11 protein-coding genes and 2 pseudogenes are annotated in these 17,405 nt (G+C 61.5%); 12 read left to right on the forward strand and 1 reads right to left on the reverse strand.

Features of this window, described 5'->3' with window-relative positions; all coding sequences use genetic code 11:
• Positions 1-2: 2 nt before the first annotated feature.
• From OKW44_RS19895 to OKW44_RS19915, 5 genes are all read left to right on the forward strand, one after another.
• Positions 3-1,466 (forward strand): efflux transporter outer membrane subunit, encoded by a 1,464-nt coding sequence (locus tag OKW44_RS19895; protein WP_026225365.1) that lies wholly within the window; start codon positions 3-5, stop codon positions 1,464-1,466.
• A gap of 182 nt (positions 1,467-1,648) precedes the next feature.
• Entirely contained in the window at positions 1,649-2,980 is a 1,332-nt protein-coding gene (locus tag OKW44_RS19900; protein ID WP_018417931.1) for a paraquat-inducible protein A, read from the forward strand.
• A 76-nt stretch (positions 2,981-3,056) separates the two neighbouring features.
• A complete protein-coding gene (locus OKW44_RS19905) occupies positions 3,057-4,652 on the forward strand; it encodes a PqiB family protein (RefSeq protein ID WP_026225366.1) in 1,596 nt (531 codons plus the stop codon).
• Positions 4,649-5,338 carry a PqiC family protein gene (locus OKW44_RS19910; RefSeq protein WP_018417933.1) on the forward strand — a complete coding sequence of 230 codons (690 nt, stop codon included), beginning with the start codon at positions 4,649-4,651 and terminating at the stop codon, positions 5,336-5,338. The genes OKW44_RS19905 and OKW44_RS19910 overlap by 4 nt, the downstream gene beginning before the upstream one ends.
• 39 nt (positions 5,339-5,377) lie before the next feature.
• On the forward strand, positions 5,378-5,701 hold the full coding sequence (locus OKW44_RS19915; RefSeq protein WP_018417934.1) for a hypothetical protein: 324 nt from the start codon (positions 5,378-5,380) through the stop codon (positions 5,699-5,701).
• Positions 5,702-5,802: 101 nt separating this feature from the next.
• Here the strand turns inward: OKW44_RS19915 and OKW44_RS19920 are convergent, their stop codons facing one another.
• On the reverse strand, positions 5,803-6,558 hold the full coding sequence (locus tag OKW44_RS19920; protein ID WP_018417935.1) for a TetR/AcrR family transcriptional regulator: 756 nt from the start codon (positions 6,556-6,558) through the stop codon (positions 5,803-5,805).
• 202 nt (positions 6,559-6,760) lie between these two features.
• Here OKW44_RS19920 and OKW44_RS19925 point away from each other — a divergent pair.
• The 7 genes and pseudogenes from OKW44_RS19925 to OKW44_RS19955 all read left to right on the forward strand — a co-directional run.
• Positions 6,761-7,411: pseudogene (locus tag OKW44_RS19925) on the forward strand (FAD-dependent monooxygenase); the annotation flags it as partial.
• A 124-nt stretch (positions 7,412-7,535) separates the two neighbouring features.
• Positions 7,536-8,606, forward strand: a complete 1,071-nt coding sequence (locus OKW44_RS19930; protein WP_026225367.1) for a VOC family protein — start codon at positions 7,536-7,538, stop codon at positions 8,604-8,606.
• A 35-nt stretch (positions 8,607-8,641) separates the two neighbouring features.
• Positions 8,642-9,598, forward strand: coding sequence for a fumarylacetoacetate hydrolase family protein (locus OKW44_RS19935; RefSeq protein ID WP_018417938.1), 957 nt, complete (start codon positions 8,642-8,644; stop codon positions 9,596-9,598).
• Complete coding sequence (locus tag OKW44_RS19940; RefSeq protein WP_018417939.1) at positions 9,595-11,619, forward strand: acyl-CoA synthetase; 2,025 nt, start codon at positions 9,595-9,597, stop codon at positions 11,617-11,619. Before OKW44_RS19935 ends, OKW44_RS19940 begins: the two co-directional genes overlap by 4 nt.
• 542 nt (positions 11,620-12,161) lie before the next feature.
• Positions 12,162-12,867, forward strand: a pseudogene (locus OKW44_RS19945) (OmpW/AlkL family protein).
• A gap of 274 nt (positions 12,868-13,141) precedes the next feature.
• A complete protein-coding gene (locus tag OKW44_RS19950; protein WP_018417941.1) occupies positions 13,142-16,120 on the forward strand; it encodes a molybdopterin-dependent oxidoreductase in 2,979 nt (992 codons plus the stop codon).
• A gap of 10 nt (positions 16,121-16,130) precedes the next feature.
• Complete coding sequence (locus OKW44_RS19955) at positions 16,131-16,994, forward strand: 4Fe-4S dicluster domain-containing protein (protein ID WP_018417942.1); 864 nt, start codon at positions 16,131-16,133, stop codon at positions 16,992-16,994.
• Positions 16,995-17,405: the final 411 nt, after the last annotated feature.

A 17,405-nucleotide genomic window follows, 5' to 3' on the forward strand; every position in this document is an offset into this window, starting at 1 on the left:
TGATGAGCTTCGCCTACAAGACATCCGTGATGGCCGTGGCTGCGGCCATCGCACTGACGGCCTGCACGTTCGGCCCCAACGGCGCGCCCCCGGCGATGCCTTCGCCTGCGCACTACGGTGCCGGGGCACAGCCGGCGAAGACCGTCGCAGCGGGCGGCGTGGCGCAGCAGTTCGATATCGGCGCAGTGGGCGTTCCGCAATGGTGGCAGCTTTACCGGTCGGATGCGCTGAGTGCACTGGTCGAGGAAGGCTTGCGCAACAGCCCCACGCTCGGGGCTGCGCAGCGGACGCTCGCAGCCGCGCAGCAGGAACTGCGCGCCCAGGTCGGCGCATCGACGCTGCCTTCAATCGATGCTGCCGCACAGGTCGATCGCGGACGTTCACCGCTTGTGCCCGGCATTGGCCCCAGCGAGGTTCGCTATAACTTTTTTGCCGGACAGTTTCTCGCGTCCTACACCTTTGACCTGTTCGGTGCGACGCGTTCGGCGAATGCGGCCAGCGCCGCTCGCGTAGACGTGCAGGCGTATCAACTGGAGGCGGCGCGGCGCGCGCTCGCGGCAAACATCGTCGGTACGACGATCAGCGCGGCGGCACTCGATCGCCAGATCGCGCTTACCGAACGGCTCGTCGCCGTGGCCAGGACGGTCGCGGACGAGGACCAGCACCGCTACGCACTCGGCTCGGTCTCGCGTGCGCAGGCGCTTGCGTCGACGCAGGATGCGGCTTCGGCTGCGGCGAGTCTTCCTGCGTTACGCCAGCAGCGCGCCACAGCCCTCCATGCGCTCGCGGTGCTGATGGGCCGCACGCCGGACAACGCGCCGGCCGTTCCCGACCTCGACAGCCTGACATTGCCCGAACACGTGCCCGTCGTGGTGCCCTCGGACCTGCTGCGTTCGCGCCCCGACGTACAGGCAGCCGACGCCGCCGTGAAGGCCGCTGCCGCCGATGTCGGCGCGGCGACCGCGCAGCTCTTTCCGAGCCTGTCGCTGACGGCCTCGATGGGCCGCGGGGGCTTTAGCTGGCCAGCGGTTCTCTCGGGCGCGGGCGGGCTGTGGGCGATCGGTGCGAGCCTGTCGCAACCGATCTTCCATGGCGGCGCGCTGTTCGCGCACCGCAAGGCGTCGATCGATGCTTACGATGCGGCCGTGCTGAACTACAAGTCGACCGTTCTGTCGGCGTTCCAGAATGTCGCGGATTCGCTTGCCGCACTGGATAACGACGCACAGACACTCGCGTCGACTGAAGCAGCGGCACAGGCAGCGCAGGCGGGCTTCGACGATACCGCGTCGCGCCGCCGTATGGGTTCGCTGCCGTCAACGGCGGAGCATGCCAGCGAGCAGCGCTTTCTCAACGCACGGATCGGCGCCGTGCGCGCGGCAAGCCAGCGCATGAACGATACCGTCGCACTCTTCCAGGCGATGGGCGAACTGCCGCCGGGCCAGCCGCAAACAGCGTCGGCGCAATGATCGCTTGTCGATGAAGATGGGAAGAGCAACCTGCCGATCAGGCCGCTCTTCCTCGACTGTACCGGCGGGTATCGGAGCAGTCGTTTCACATCCGAAATAAGAATGCGCCCACGTGCAGGAAGGTCAAGACGGACTTCACGTGCATCGAACGCGCCAGAACTTCAGGTTGTCCGGTTCCCTGTATGGACTATAAGAAACTGATCGCCTGTCACGAGTGCGATCTGCTGTTTCGCAAGCCTCTGCTACAGGGCGGGCAGACTGCGAGCTGCTCGCGCTGCCGTGCGAGCCTGGAAGGAACGCAGGGAGCGAGCGTGCCCCTCGACCGGATTGGTGCGCTCACCGTTGCAGCTTTGATCACATTCTGTATTGCGCAGGCTTTCCCGGTCATACAACTGCAGACCAACGGTATGACGTCGGAGGCGACGCTATTCGGCGCAGTGCAGTCGTTGTGGACGGGGCACATGCGCATCGTCGCAACGATGGTCTTGTGTTCGGCGATCCTGTTTCCGCTGATCGAACTCCTCGCCCTTCTCTATGTGCTCGTTCCGCTGCGCCTTGGCAAGGTAGTACGTCATTTCAATCGAATGCTTCGCGTCGTGCAGCTCATCCGTCCATGGGGCATGGTCGAAGTGTTCATGCTCGGCGTGGTCATCACGATCGTGAAAATGGTCAGCATGGCGCGGGTGATCCCTGGGCCAGGACTGTTTGCATTCGGTGCACTTACGTTGATGTTGGCATTTCTCTCGACTTTCGACCCGCGCGCGCTCTGGTCAACGCGGGACGAAATAAAGTTTCGACGACCCGCTGAGATCCGCTGGACCAGAGTGAAGCACAGGTGTGCCCCGCGAGCCCCGACGTTCTTCGGGTGGAAGCCCGCGGCGGCGGCGCATATGACGGCGCGGCGCGCCGGGCTCATAGCCTGTCATACCTGTGGACTGGTGCAGAAGCACATCGCGGCGTCCGCAGAGCAGCGCTGCTCGCGGTGCGAATCGGTGCTGCACACGCGCCGTCCCGACAGCGTGACGCGCACGTCGAGTCTGGTTCTTGCCGCCGCGCTCGCCTACATACCCGCGAATCTGTTGCCGATCATGCACGCGTCATCCCTCGGCCACTCGGAGGACGACACGATCCTCGGCGGCGTGGCGTACTTCTGGACTTCAGGCGACTGGCCACTCGCCGTCGTCGTGTTCGTAGCCAGCGTCGTGGTGCCGATGCTCAAACTCGCCATTCTCACGCTGCAGATCGTAGCGGCCCGTCGCAGTCCGGACTGGCAGCCGCTCGAACGCGCGAGGCTGCATCGGCTCGTCGAGTGCGTTGGCCGGTGGTCGATGCTCGATGTCTTCGTTGTCGCACTGACGGTCGCGCTGGTGCATTTCGGTTCGTTTGCCGTTGTCACTGCCGGTCCGGGCGCGCTGGCTTTCGGCGCGGTGGTGATTCTCACCATGCTGGCGTCGCATCAGTTCGATCCGCGGCTGATCTGGGACAACGTTCGCTGCGGGCCAGCGCGTGGTTAACGGCGATGAACGAATACCGTTCTAGCGGCGTCCGCACTCCTAAATAACCTCATATTTTCGAACTACTCTCCGAGCGATGCATCTTCCCACGCCACCCAGACCTGACATCAAGTCGCGAAAGCGCTGGATTCCCTCTCTCATCTGGTTAGTGCCGCTCATCTGTGCGCTGATCGGTGTTGCGCTGGTAGTCAAATCCGTCACCGACAAGGGACCGACAGTCACGGTCACGTTCAGCAACGCTGAGGGCATGGAGGCGGGCAAAACGAAGGTCAAATACAAGGACGTGGAGATCGGTTCGGTACAGGCGGTCGCGCTGTCAAAGGATCTGCAGCACGTCATCGTCACGATCGAGCTGACCAAACAGGCAGAAAAGTTCGCGAGCCGAGGCACGCGTTTCTGGGTGGTTCGCCCGCGCGTGGGCGCTAACGGCATCTCGGGCCTCGGTACGCTGCTGTCGGGCGCGTATATCGGTGTCGACGTCGGGCAGTCTTCGGAAAGGCAAACCGCATTTGTCGGCCTCGAAAGACCGCCGATCGTCACCTCCGGGCAGCCGGGGCATCAATACACGCTAAGAGGCGACTCCTTGGGCTCCGTCGATATCGGCGCGCCGATTTTCTACCATCGCATCCAGGTAGGCCAGGTGGTCGGTTTCTCGCTCGATCCGCATGGCACCGGCGTCATCGTCAATGTTTTCGTCAATGCCCCGTTTGACCAGTATGTCGGCACCAATACAAGGTGGTGGCACGCAAGCGGTGTTGACCTCCGCCTCGATTCGAATGGATTGAAGCTCAATACACAATCTCTGGCGACAGTGGTCGTCGGAGGCCTGGCGTTCCAGTCGCCGCCGGGTCAGGACGCCGGACAACCGGCCGCTGACAAGGCGGCGTTCCGACTCGCATCGGACGAGTCGGACGCGATGCGCGAGCCCGACGGCGCGCCGCTCAATGTGGTGATGCGGTTCAACCAGTCGCTGCGCGGCCTGTCTGTCGGCGCTCCTGTCGACCTTCGAGGCATCGCGCTGGGGCAGGTGACGGACATCGGTATCGAATACAACGAAAAGGAGAAGAGTTTCAGCATGAAGGTATCGCTGGCGCTGTATCCCGACCGGCTCAGCCGGCGCTCCAACGAAGCGCTACCGGCTCCGAACTCGCAGGGTGGTCATGAGTTGCTGGAAAACCTCGTCATGGAGGGAATGCGCGGTCAGTTGCGAACCGGCAACTTGCTGACAGGCCAGCTATTCGTGGCGCTCGACATGTTTCCGAAAGCGCCTCGGGCGAGCGTCGATGTTCATCGCAATCCTATTGAACTGCCGACTGTGCCTAACACCCTTGACGAACTTCAGGTGCAGATTGCCGATATTGCGAGGAAGCTGAATCAGGTGCCGTTCGACAAGATAGGAGCCAACCTTAACGGCGCACTTGAAAACGCCAACAAGCTGTTCGGGCACATGGACACAGAGGTCGTTCCACAAGCCCGCGACACGCTGGCGGCCGCGCAGAAAGCCTTCAGTACCGCCGAAACGACGCTTCGGCAGACCGCGCCCCTGCAGTCGGACATCCAGGATGCGATGCAAGAAATGACACGCACCCTGCAATCCCTCAATGCGCTCGCCGATTATCTGGAACGTCATCCCCAGGCGCTCCTGTTCGGCAAGAAAGGAGACCAACGGTGAAATTGATCCAATCCCGCGCGTGGTGCGCAATCGCCCGTATCGCGACCGTCATGGGTCTGGCCGCGCTGAGCGCCTGCGCTTCCCCGCCGGCCCGCTTCTATACACTCGGCACTGACAGCGAACCGACGCGTGCAAATGTTTCGGTCAGTCCGGCCTTCTGGATCGACATGCGCATGGTGAAGGTGCCGGCTTCAGTCGCAAGGAGCCAGTTCGTCGTACAGGTCGATGCGGCGCGCGTCAGGATTCTGGAAAACGAGCGCTGGGCATCGCCGCTTGCAGACGAGATCCGTAATGCGCTGCTCGCGGCCGCGACTCGACAGGCGAGCGGCCCCGACGCGTACCAGCCTGGTCACGCCGAGGACGCTCGCACGTATCAGGTCTCCGTCGACGTGCAGCGTTTTGAATCGTGGCCGGGCTCACACGCGCTGCTTGACGTCACCTGGAGTGTACGCAAGTCGAACGACTCACGAACATTGACCTGCCGCAGCATAGTCAGCCAGCGCGTATCGACCGGCTACGATGCACTCGTCAACGGCCATCGAGTCGCAGTGCGAAGGATAGGCACTCAAATTGGCGAAGCTGTCCGGGAATTTTCGGCGGCGCCGTTCGTGTCCGCCGTTGCACCGGCGCGCATGCCCGCGGGTATGAGAAGTTCGGCGTTGACATGCCCGGCTCTGGCGGGCTGAGCCGATACAGGAATTAATGCGCAACGCGGCGGGAGGGAAATGGCACCATACCGTCGCTGCAACTATGCCGGCACATTTACGCTAGTCGTTCCCGATGCTTGCAGCAGCAGCGGGAACGACGATCCCTGCTTGCGCAAGGAGGTCGATGATCTGTGCATCGCGCTCTTTGATCGCTGGTGCGAACGCCGCGAGATCACGCCACTCATCTACCTGCTCCATGCGTGGCCATTTTTGCCATCGCCGTCTCATCCGGTCAGAGTTGTGTCGCGAACGCTTCACGATCTTTCGAGGTTCCACAGCGAAGCTCTCGACGATAACGAGCGCGAGCTGATTACTAGCGTCAAAGCGTTGGCAGGCGATTGAGTTTAATCGCTAGCGGCCCGACCGGGCTTCTTCGCCGGGCCGCACCCGGCTGACTTCAGGCCGATCAGACCGATGGCACCGATCGGACCGGACCCCTGAACTCAGTTGGCGTCAACAGTCTCCTCCACGACCGGCAGCGGACGCGCTGCAATCTTCTCCGCCTCCGCGCGCTTGAGCCCGAGTGTCTGCAGCAGCATTGCAGCCGTACGCTCAGCCAAGTGCTCCCCGCTAAAGCCAAGTTCCTTGAGGACGGCTGCCGCGGGTGCGCCCGGAGCGACGTAGTTCAGCTCGGCGGCAATCACACAGAGGACTGTGCCGCCGACCGAAAGAAGTCCGATGAACGGGTCGGCCACCACGAAGCGCTTCGCGGCAATACCGTTAGCGATGTCGCGCATCAGCCGCTGGCCGAGCCCGCGGCTGAAAGCGCGCGCTGAAAACCCTTCACGTATCAGGAAGCGTCCCCATACGGGATCGACCCGGGCGCGCATCACGGTATGGCGCACGGAGACGGAAATCACCTCGGCCGGATCGGAAACGCCACCGGCAAGCCGATCCAGCATGTTCGCGAATTCCTCGAACACGTTGTCGACAAGCGTCGCGTAAATCGCCTCTTTCGATTCGAAGTGATTGTAGAACGAGCCAAAGCCGACATCGGCGCCTTCAGTGATTTCATTGATCGCGACGCCCTCCATGCCCTTTTCGGCCATCAGCCTGAGGGCGGCGTCGAGCAGGCGCGTGCGCGTCTCGCGCTTGCGACGCGCACCGCGCGGCTCCGGTCCTTCGGCAACGGCAACCGGGGCGACCGGCGCGGCACGGGTGGGACGCTTTGCTGTCTTGGGAGTTGTAGTTTTCGGCATGATGGATCCAAGCTTGGTTATGCCTAAGTATAGATCGTAATGTCTAGGTTGACAAAACGCTCAAGAATGATTTTAATGTCACCAAAGGCGGCCCGAAGGCGAGCCTCTTACACAAATACAACAGACAACAGCCGGAGTGACTGTGGAGATAGCAGCAAAGGACGGCGCTGCGCCGTCGAACCGGCATGGCCGGGTTCGTCCGCAAGGGCGCCGTCATGCAGTCCGTGCCCCCTACCTGGTTGGCGTGGACGGCGCGAGCTCACTGGTTCGGCGGCTCATTGGGCAGGAATTCAAAGGCAGGACGTTCGCCGAGGACTGGCTGATCGTCGATGCGCGGCATGCTCCGTGCCCCGTTGACCACGTGGAGTTCATCTGCGATCACCGTCGGGCGACCCCGCATAGGGTCGCGCCTGGCGGCCGTGAACGTTGGGAATTCATGCTGAGGCCTGGTGAGCATCACGAAGATACGGAATCGGAGACGCGCATCCGGGAGTTGCTCTCTCCCTGGGGCAATGTCGACGACATGATCATCGGGCGCAAGTCCGTGTATCGCTTCCATGCGCGCACCGTTGATGCATTCAGCAATGGTCGGATGTTTCTCGCAGGCGACGCGGCCCACATTACGCCCCCGTTCGTCGGGCAGGGCCTGGCTGCAGGACTTCGGGACGCCGCCAATCTTTGCTGGAAGCTCGCATGGGTGGTGCAGGGACGCGCCGACCCAAGGATTCTTATAGCTATGACGAGGAGCGGCGCCCCCCATGCGAAGGCAATGATCAACCTCGCAAAGTTCATGGGCAAGCTCGTCATGCCGCGAAGCGGCGCAGTCGCGCTGTTGACTCACAGATTGATGCGCGACGGTCTGGCCACCGACGTGAACCGTATCGTGCGGAAGAGTCTTCCGTTGCTGTGTAGTCCCATCAGCGCGCCGACGTTGGAAACCCAATACGCAGTCCGAACTGTCTGAATCCTTTTTCGCCATGAAACTGACTACTGCACAACCGGCCCGTCATCCCGATCCCACGACTAGAGCGTCAGCATTAGCCTATCTGATGTTCGACCGGCCGGATCTCGAGAAAGCCGAGCAATTTCTCAATGATTTCGGGCTTCGAACCGTATCACGCACCGACGCGCTCCTTCTACTGCGGGGAACGGGTGCTTCACACTTTTGCTATGTCGTCCGGAAGGCGCCGAAATCCCGGTTCGCTGGCTTTGGGCTACAGGTCGACAACAGGGTCGATCTTGATGCACTTGCAAAACTACCAGGCGCTTCGGAGGTCGAACGCTCGCCCTTGCCCGGCGGCGGCTATACGGTGCGACTGGCCGACCCTTCGGGCTTTCGCGTCGATGCGATATGGGGCCAAACGGCAGCCGCAACGTTGTCCCATCGGCCGCCCTTGCCGTTCAACTCCGTTGATGCGACGGTCCGGATCAACGGCACGCAGCGACCGCCCGAAGGCGCGCCGGAAATCATCCGGCTCGGACACGTCGTGCTCGAACTCGTCGACTTCCAGGAAACCTGCGCGTGGTATACGCGGCATTTCGGCCTCATCCCCAGCGACGTCCAGGTGCTTCCCGATGGCTCGCCGGCCGTCGCATTCATGCGGCTCGATCTCGGCGACAAGCCAGCCGATCATCATACGCTCGCGCTTGCACAAGGCTTCGTGCCCACCTACAGCCATAGCGCGTACGAAGTCGTCGACGCCGACGCGGTTGGCATGGGCCAACGCATTCTGCGCGACAAAGGTTGGACGCACGCGTGGGGGATCGGCCGGCATAAGCTGGGCAGCCAGATCTTCGATTACTGGCAGGACCCATTGGGCGACAAGCACGAGCACTATTGCGACGGCGACCTCTTTACGGCGGACGCGCCGACGGGTGTCCATGCGGTGAGCCGCGAGGCGATGGCCCAATGGGGGCCGACGATGCCGCGCAGCTTCACGAAGCCCAGGTTCACACCCGCGAGCGTCGTGGCACTTTTCAGAAACCTGCGCCGCAGCCCCGACCTGACGTTGAGCAAGCTGCGCACGTTGGCGAAGCTTTTCGCCTGAACCACCCCACTTCCATAGAATCCGGAGATCGATAAATGGCACTTCACGTTCTGCATTACCTTCATGATGGCCGCGCCCAGTGGGGCGTAGTCGCCAATGGCGCCATCACGCCGATTGCTGGCGAATTCAAGTCGACCGCCGAGTTTATCGAGGCCAATCCGGTCGAACGACTGACGGTACTGGACGGTCCGACGATTCCCGAATCGGATGTGCAATGGTTGTCGCCCGTGACAGCCAACCAGCAGTTCATCTGCCAGGGCGCGAACTATCGCCAGCATATGATCGAGTCTGGCATGGACCCGGATGTGAAGAAATTCAACATGATTTTCACGAAGGCGACGAGCTGCATCGTTCCTGCCGATTCCACCGTCGTGAAGCCCAAGGAAGTGCAGTTCCTCGACTACGAGATCGAACTGGGTCTTGTCCTCAAACGCGACGTCACGTCCCGCGAAACGGTCACCGACGAGAACCTGCATGACTACATTGCTGGCGTCGTGATCGTCAACGACTACTCCGCGCGCGATATCCAGATTCCGCAGATGCAGTTTTACAAGGGCAAGAGCTACCGCACGTTTGGCCCTGTCGGCCCTTACCTTTGCCTCCTTGAGAAACACGATATCGCGAAGTTGAAGGAGCTCGTGCTGACACTGACGGTCAATGGAACCGTCCGCCAGAATGACACGACTGCGGGTCTTGTCTATGGACCGGCAGAGACCTTGACGGAGCTTTCAGGCGTGCATGATCTGCGCACGGGCGACCTGCTGGCGACGGGCACGCCGTCTGGCTGTGCACTGAGCATTCCATCGCCCGAAAAGCAACGCGCCGCGGCGCAACTGCCTGACGCGGAAAAATGGCGTCTTTTCCTGAAAATGCAGGAGGAAAGGCCGCAGTACCTGAAGGTCGGAGACGTCGTGGAGGCGCATATCGCCAGCCACGATCGCTCGATCAATCTGGGCGTGCAGCATAACGTCGTTGTGGAACAGGCAGCATGAAAGGCATCGCAAACATGGACGAAGTCCTTGCCATCGAAACGCAGGGCTTGCCGGCGGATCTGCCGTCGAGCACTTACGAGATGATCTGCCGGGGCGCGGCGATTAATCCGTCGGCACCCGCACTTTCGTTCTTTGCAACCGCCGACGACCACCGCAACGCAGCGTGCTGGACGTACAGTGAACTCGTGCGCGATGTCACGCGAACCGCGAACATGTTTGCGCGCCTGGGCGTACATCGCGACTCAGTTGTCGCATACGTTCTGCCCAATCTTCCTGAGACGCACTTTGTGATCTGGGGCGGAGAAGCCGCCGGGGTTGTCTGCGCGATCAATCCGCTGCTTGAGAGTGAAGCCATCGGCGAACTGCTCAACGCCTCATGCGCGAGCGTGCTCGTCACGCTGGCGCCGTTTCCCGGAACTGACCTCTGGCAGAAGGTGCAGGCAGTGCTGCGCAAGCTCCCTTGCCTGCAGCATCTGGTGCTTGTGAACCCGGCCGACCGCATGCCTGAGGAAAAGGGCCTTGCGGCCCGGATGCTTGAACGTGGCGAGTGCGCACATCCTGATGGGTCTGGCGTCGTTCACGGCGCAGTACCTGCGCATATCTGCATTCACGATTTCCATACCGCCATTGCAAGGGAATCCGAGGAGGCGTTCAGCGGCACGCGTCGAATCAGCAACGCTGATGTTTCATCCTTATTCTGCACGGGCGGCACCACGGGGCTGCCGAAGATTGCGATTCGACGGCATGGCAACGAAGTGGCCAATGCGTGGAACGCGGGGCAATTCTTCGGCGAAAGCATTGGTCCGGGGAAAACGATTTTTTGCGGCTTGCCACTCTTCCACGTCAACGCCGTGATGGTGACAGGCTTGCTGGCGTTCTCGCGCGGTGCCCACGTCGTGCTCGGCACACCGCAAGGGTACCGGGGCAAGGGCGTGGTAAATCGTTTCTGGGAAATTGTCGAACATTACCGTGTCAACTTCTTCAGCGGTGTGCCGACACTTTACGGATCCCTGCTGGACGTGCCTGTTGGCGAGCACGATATCAGTTCACTCGAGTATGGCCTGTGCGGCGCCGCCCCCATGCCGGTGGAACTGCTTCGAACTTTCCAGGATCGCACAGGAATAAGAATCCTTGAGGGCTACGGGCTCACCGAAGGCACCTGCGTTAGCAGCGTCAACCCTCCGCTTGGCGAGCGCAGAATCGGTTCGATTGGTCTGCGTCTTCCAGGGCAGGCAATGAAAGCCGTAGTGGTCGATGGAACTGGCCGCTATGTGCGGGATTGCGTTGCGGATGAGGTGGGCCAGCTGATTATCTCCGGGCCGAATGTGTTCGCCGGCTATACGCGGCCGGAGCAGAACAATGGCATCTTGATGGAAATTGGCGACGGCGGGCGCTGGCTCAATACCGGCGACCTCGGACGCTGCGACCCTGACGGTTACTTCTGGCTCACCGGCCGGAAGAAGGAGCTGATTATCCGGGGCGGACACAACGTCGATCCTGCGGCAATCGAGGAACCACTGCATCGCCATCCCTCGGTCCAGATCGCCGCGGCTGTAGGACGCCCCGATATGCACGCGGGTGAGTTGCCGGTCGCCTACGTCCAACTGAAGCCAGGCACAACCGCAACCGAAGCAGAACTGGTTGAGTTTCTGCGTCACGAGATCAACGAACGCGCCGCGTTACCAAAGGGGATACGGATCATTGATGCGATGCCTCTGACGGGCGTCGGCAAGATTTTCAAGCCGGCGCTGAAACGGCGCGAAACGGCAGACGCCCTGGAGTGGGCACTCGCGGAGGCTGGCGTCGAGCATGCAACCGTTCACATCATTGATGAAACCTCGCGCGGACTGTCGCTGGAGGTCGAACTTGCCGACCCCGGGTTTGAGGCATTGGCGACGTCCACGCTCGGGCGCTTTGCGTTCGCATTTTCGATCTCGGCCGCCGCAAGGCCATCACGGGCGGAGCAACCGGTGGCGGGGGACGGCCCGGCAGCGACAGACGCGCTGGGCAGCCCAACGTGACACGAGCCACGAGATCAGAGGGGCGCATTCGGTCATGCGCGCGGATTAAAGGTTAGTCAGGCGTAGGCGCCACGATGCCGCGGTTCAAATTCCTGTCAGTGTCTTTACGTTAGTAATCCTATTGGTGTGAAGGAAAAGAGAATGAGTGTTGCGTCAGAGAGGTCTTTGCGTTCGCAGGTGGAAAAATGGCTCGGGCTGACTTCGTCGACATCGGTTCGCGTCACCCGGTTCAGGCGTGCGCGCTCGAATCAGAGACACTGCGTGCGTGTTGAGCTACTGCTACCGGCAGGCCCGCTTGGATTTTTTTTCTTCCGGCATCGCGACGGCGCGTGGTGCGTGTTCCCGCCTGAGACCGAACGCCTGGTGATGCACGCTTACTAGAGTGCAGGGACATGCGGGCGTCCGCCAATCGTCGCTACGAAAGGCGGAAAACGAGCAATTGGGCCGTTCCAAGGGCAACACCGCTGATTTATAAAAATTCCAGACAAAGAGACAGGAGACGACACGTGAGAAATTACGTGCGAGTGATCAATACAGTTGGGATGGCGGCTTGCATCTGCTCGGCTGCACTTACCGAGCATGCAGACGCCCAGTCCGCGGGAAGCATTACGCTGTCCACAGGATGGCTTCACATCGCGCCACAGGGTAACGCAACGCCGCTCACCGTGGAGAGTGTTGGCGGCGAAACGGTGAATCGCCAGCTATCCGGCACCGGGGCGCATGCGACGTCAACGAATACGGTGGGAATTACCACCGAGTACTACGTCACGGACAACATTGGCGTCGCTATGCTTTTTGGACTGCCATTGACAGTAAATCTGGTTGGCGATGGGACACTGGCGAAGTATGGCAACCTCGGCTCGACGAGGCCGATGCCGCCCGCCATTGAACTTCGATACCACCTCTTTTCGGCCGGCTCGAAGCTGCGTCCATTCATCGGTTTGGGCGTGAACTATACCTGGTTCACCCAGGTTCGGACAACTAATAGCCAGTTTGTCATGGATAGCGTGGGGGCCGGGTGGCTCGGCACACGCAACACTCAGTTCATCGTGGAATCCGGTATTCGAGATCGGGGCGAATTACGCGATTGCAAAGCACTGGTCGGTGGGAACCTCCGTCAACTACATGCCGGTAAAAACCAAGCTGACGTTAGACGGACAGACCGCGACTGGAACGCAGATCGTTTCGCAGTCGACGCTCCGGCTAAATCCACTTAGCGTCTTCGTGAACGTCGCCTACACGTTCTAGCGCGTACGGATCTTCAATGGGTCAATTGACATTTGAGCGCACTTTTTGAAGACATGCACCTTTATTTTTTTCGCCCGGACCTGACTGCGGTTCGCGCTTTTACAGTCGGGTACGGCATGTGGCAACACGCGCTGCTGCAAAGGGGCCGGCGTTGCCGGGTTTCTGACTCACAGCCTGGCATGACCGCGCTGACCCGCGCTGTTCGCACGTTCGGGGAAGTGGTCATACCGTCGTGCCGCCGCCTGCGCAACAAAGCTTCTCTTTGGATCGAAAAATGAAACGACAGGTCCTCAAGACCATTCTGTTCGCCTTGCCCAAGGTCCTTGACCTGACGGCACGCCGCTTTCCCGCTTATCGCGATCGCCTGAAGGAGCGCAATCTCGTGGCCTGGATCGGACTCGCGGATCAAAGCATCGGTCGGGTCATCACGTTCAGGAACGGGCGCGTTCGGTCGCACGCCGGCAAGCATCCGCGGGCCGACGTGCGCATGGTCTTCAAGGATGTGGCCACCGCGCTGAAGTTTCTTTCCCCCAATTCGGACCAGGGCGAAATCATCCACGCTGCCAAGAACTTCAAGGTGGTGACCGAGGGTGAGGACGAACTGCTGGTATGGCTCATGCAAACCCTAAGCATGATGCGCACCGTCGGCCTACCGATGGGCACGCCTATGCGCGACGGAACCCGCCGCTACACGACCTGCACAAACGGCGGCCCTCTGTTTGTCTACGTCAAGGACGACCGCGTCGTTCGGGTGACCCCAATCGATCTGGACAGCACGGATGCGCCAAGCTACGTGATCGAGGCGCGCGGTCGCCGTTTCACTCCGCCACGGCGTGGCCTGGTCGCGCCCCACGCCTTGACGCTCAAGTCGCTTGTCTATTCCGACAAGCGCATCCTTCACCCCATGAAGCGGGTCGACTTCGACCCCGACGGCGAACGCAATCCCCAGAACCGGGGCAAATCCGGCTATGTGCGTATCACCTGGGACGAGGCGCTGGACATTGTCGCCAGGGAAATCAACCGGCAAAAGCGCGTTCACGGTCCCGGTTCTATCACCTTCCCGATGTCGTCCCATCACCAGTGGGGCAACGTGGGCTACTACCTCAGCGCGCTGACGCGCTTTGCCAACCAGATCGGCTTCACCCGGGTCGCGGCCAATCCGGATAGCTGGGAAGGCTGGTACTGGGGCGCCATGCATCATTTCGGCAACTCGATGCGCATTGGCGTGCCATCCGGCTATGGCGGTGTCGAAGATTGCCTCAAGGAAGCCGAGATGATCGTCTTCTGGTCCTGCGACCCGGAAAGCACCAATGGGGCCTACGCGGGATTCGAAGGGACGCCGCGGCGCATGTGGGCCAAGGAGCTCGGCATCGAGTTCGTCCATATCGACCCGCACTGCAACCCAACCGCCCAATTGCTGGGCGGGCGCTGGATGCCGATCCGACCGCAAACCGATGCCGCTCTCGCCACCGCCATCATGTATGTGTGGGCCGTGGAGAACCTGTACGACAAGGATTACGTCGCCACGCGCACCACCGGGTTCGACGAGTGGAGGGCCTATCTTCTGGGCGAAACCGACGGCATTCCGAAGACTCCCGAGTGGCAGGAGAGCGAGACCGGCGTGCCGGCCAAGGACGTCCGTGCGCTTGCCCGCCGATGGGGGAACAGAAAGGTTCATCTGGCAGTCGGGATGACTGGCGCAGGATTCGGTGGCGCGGCCCGCGGCGCGACGGGAGCGCAATGGGCGCGCTGCATGATCATGATGATGGCGATGCAGGGCTGGGGGAAGCCAGGGGTCAATTTCGGCTGCCTGGAAGTCGGTGCTCCCCATGACCTCCATTTCTACTTCCCCGGCTATGCGGACGGCGGCATTTCCGGCGACCTGGCGTGGACCGCCAATGCGGTGAACAATTACCAGCGCATGCCGCACATCCTGTCCATGAATCCGGTCAAGCAAATGGTCCCGCGGCAGCAACTGCCCGACGCCATCATCAACGGCCATGCGACCGGCTATCTCTGGGATGGTATGTCGCAGGAAGCCCAGTTCGCGCCGTTCAGCTACCCCATGCCCGGGTACTCGCCGATCCACATGATCTATCGCTATGGCGGATCTGCCTTCAGCACGGTGACGAAATCCGGGCGCTGGGCCGACGCCTACCGGCACTCGAGTATCGAGTTCGTGGTCAACCAGTCGATCTGGATGGAGGGCGAGGCCCAGTTCGCCGACATCATCCTGCCTGCGTGCACGCCGCTGGAACGCTGGGACATCGGCGAATGGTCGAATGCCGGTGGCTACGCCCACCATGGGCATGGCACCGTCAATCATCGCCTGATCACGCTGCAGCACAAGTGCATCGAGCCTTTGGGCGAGTCACGTTCCGACTACGACATCTTCACCGCCATCCTGACCCGGCTCGGTCTGGGCGGCGTGTTCACCGAGGGATGCAGCGACCTCGATTGGGTCAGGCGGGTCTTCGACTCGTCGGACCTGCCCGATCATATTTCGTGGCGCGAGTTCTGCCGCAAGGGCTATTTCGTCGTGCCAGCCGAAAAGCCCGAGTTGCGCCATCCGGTGGACATGCGCTGGTTCGCGGAAGGCAGGCGCAAGGACCTGCAGGAACCCCATCCGCTGCCGTCCCAGTTCGCCGAAAAATTCGGCATGGGCCTGCAGACGCCGAGCGGCAAGCTGGAGTTCGTGCCCGAGTTGCTGAAGCGGCACACTGCGGACAATCCCGAGCGGCCACCGCTCAACAGGTATATCCCCTCGTGGGAAGGGCGGCGCTCGGACCTGGCTCAGCGTTATCCGCTGCAGTTGATTGCCACCCACAGTCGCTACAGTTTCCATACCCACTGTGACGGCAAGAACTCCTCGGTCAACAGTGTCGAGGACCATCGCGCGCTGATTGGCGGGCACCGCTTCTGGCTACTGAGGCTTGGTCCGGCCGATGCGGCCATGCGAGGCATTGGACATCGCGACCTCGTGAAGGTGTACAACGACCGCGGCGCTGTGATCTGCGCGGCCGACGTCTCGGCGCTGGTCACTCCGGGAGTGGTCAAGTCGTACGAGGCGAGCGCCGAGTTTCAGATGATCGAAATAGATGGCGAGCGAGTTGAGATAGGCGGTTGTATGAACATGCTCACCCCTGACCGGCCGCAAACCGCCGGAACCAGCAGTATGAGCCCGAACTCCTGCCTGGTGCAGGTCGAGAAGTGGCGAAGCGCCGAGGCGTTCATGCTCGGTCGCGCAGCGTAAGGACTACAAAATGAGCAAGTTGAACCTGGTTATCAAAGTGGGGCGTTGCGAGAATTGCCAGAACTGCGTGATCGCCGCGCGGGATGAGCACGTCGGCAACGACTTCCCCGGTTATGCCGCGCCTGCCGCGGCCAGTGCCGACAGCCCCGTCCGCATCCTGCGGCGCGTTCAGGGCGACGCGCATATGGTCGAGACCACTTATCTGCCGGTCATGTGCAACCACTGCGACGAAGCGCCTTGCATGCGGGTGGGCGGCGACGCCGTTCGCAAGCGCCCCGACGGCATCGTCATCATCGATCCGGTCAAGGCGCGCGGCCGCAAGGACATCGTGAAGGCCTGTCCGTACAAGGCGATCGTCTGGAACGATGAGCTGCAACTGCCGCAGACCTGGATTTTCGATGCTCATCTGCTCGACCAAGGCTGGCGCCAGCCACGTTGCCAGCAGTCATGCCCCACCGACGTTTTCGAGACGGTCAGGCTCGATGACGCAGCGATGGCCGAGAAGGCCGAGCGCGAAGGACTCAAGGTACTGCGGCCAAACCTGGGCACGAAGCCGCGCGTGTGGTACAGCGGCCTCGAGCGTTGGGAAACCTGCTTCATCGGGGGCAGCGTCAGCGCCCAGGTGGGAGACGTGGTCGAGTGCGTCACGGATGCGGTCGTCGCACTTTACGTCGGCGATCAGAAGGTAGGCGAAACCGTGTCAGACCACTTCGGCGATTTCCGGTTCGACGGTCTCGCCAGGGACAGTGGCAGCTACCGGGTCGAAATCCATCACGCCCTCGGCAACGCGTGGCGCAAGTGCGAATTGGGCGAAAGCGTTTATCTGGGTGAGGTTAGCCTCGCCCAGTCGACAAACAGTATGGAAGTTGCCTGATTACGAGCACCGCAACGAAGCTGCTTGGCATGAGGCAGGCGGACCGCTCACGCTTCGGACGGGCGATGTATGCAGTCGCCGGCCGACTCAGGGACGCACGCCATCGTCCGAAGATCCTCCAACCGGACGAAGGAAGCTCACGACGGCCTCGCGAAGCGCGTCTCTGCGCTTTTCCGAAGGGCTTCTGGATGCCTTGTTCCGGAATGCCAGTGCGCGGTATGACGGTTCCGATTTCCTCTCGCGTTGGCCAGATTTCGCTGCCATAATTGACTATTAAATCATAGGTGAGTTTAATGTCATGCGAGTCGCGAGGCAGCCGAATCCGGCGTCGACGGAGTCATTGCGAAATCCGTCATCTGACAAGCTCGCCGATCTGGCGGCACCGCAGATGCCGGCCTGACCGGTACTTTA

It is taken from the genome of Paraburkholderia lebeckiae (assembly GCF_050436325.1).
Lineage (GTDB): Bacteria > Pseudomonadota > Gammaproteobacteria > Burkholderiales > Burkholderiaceae > Paraburkholderia > Paraburkholderia tuberum.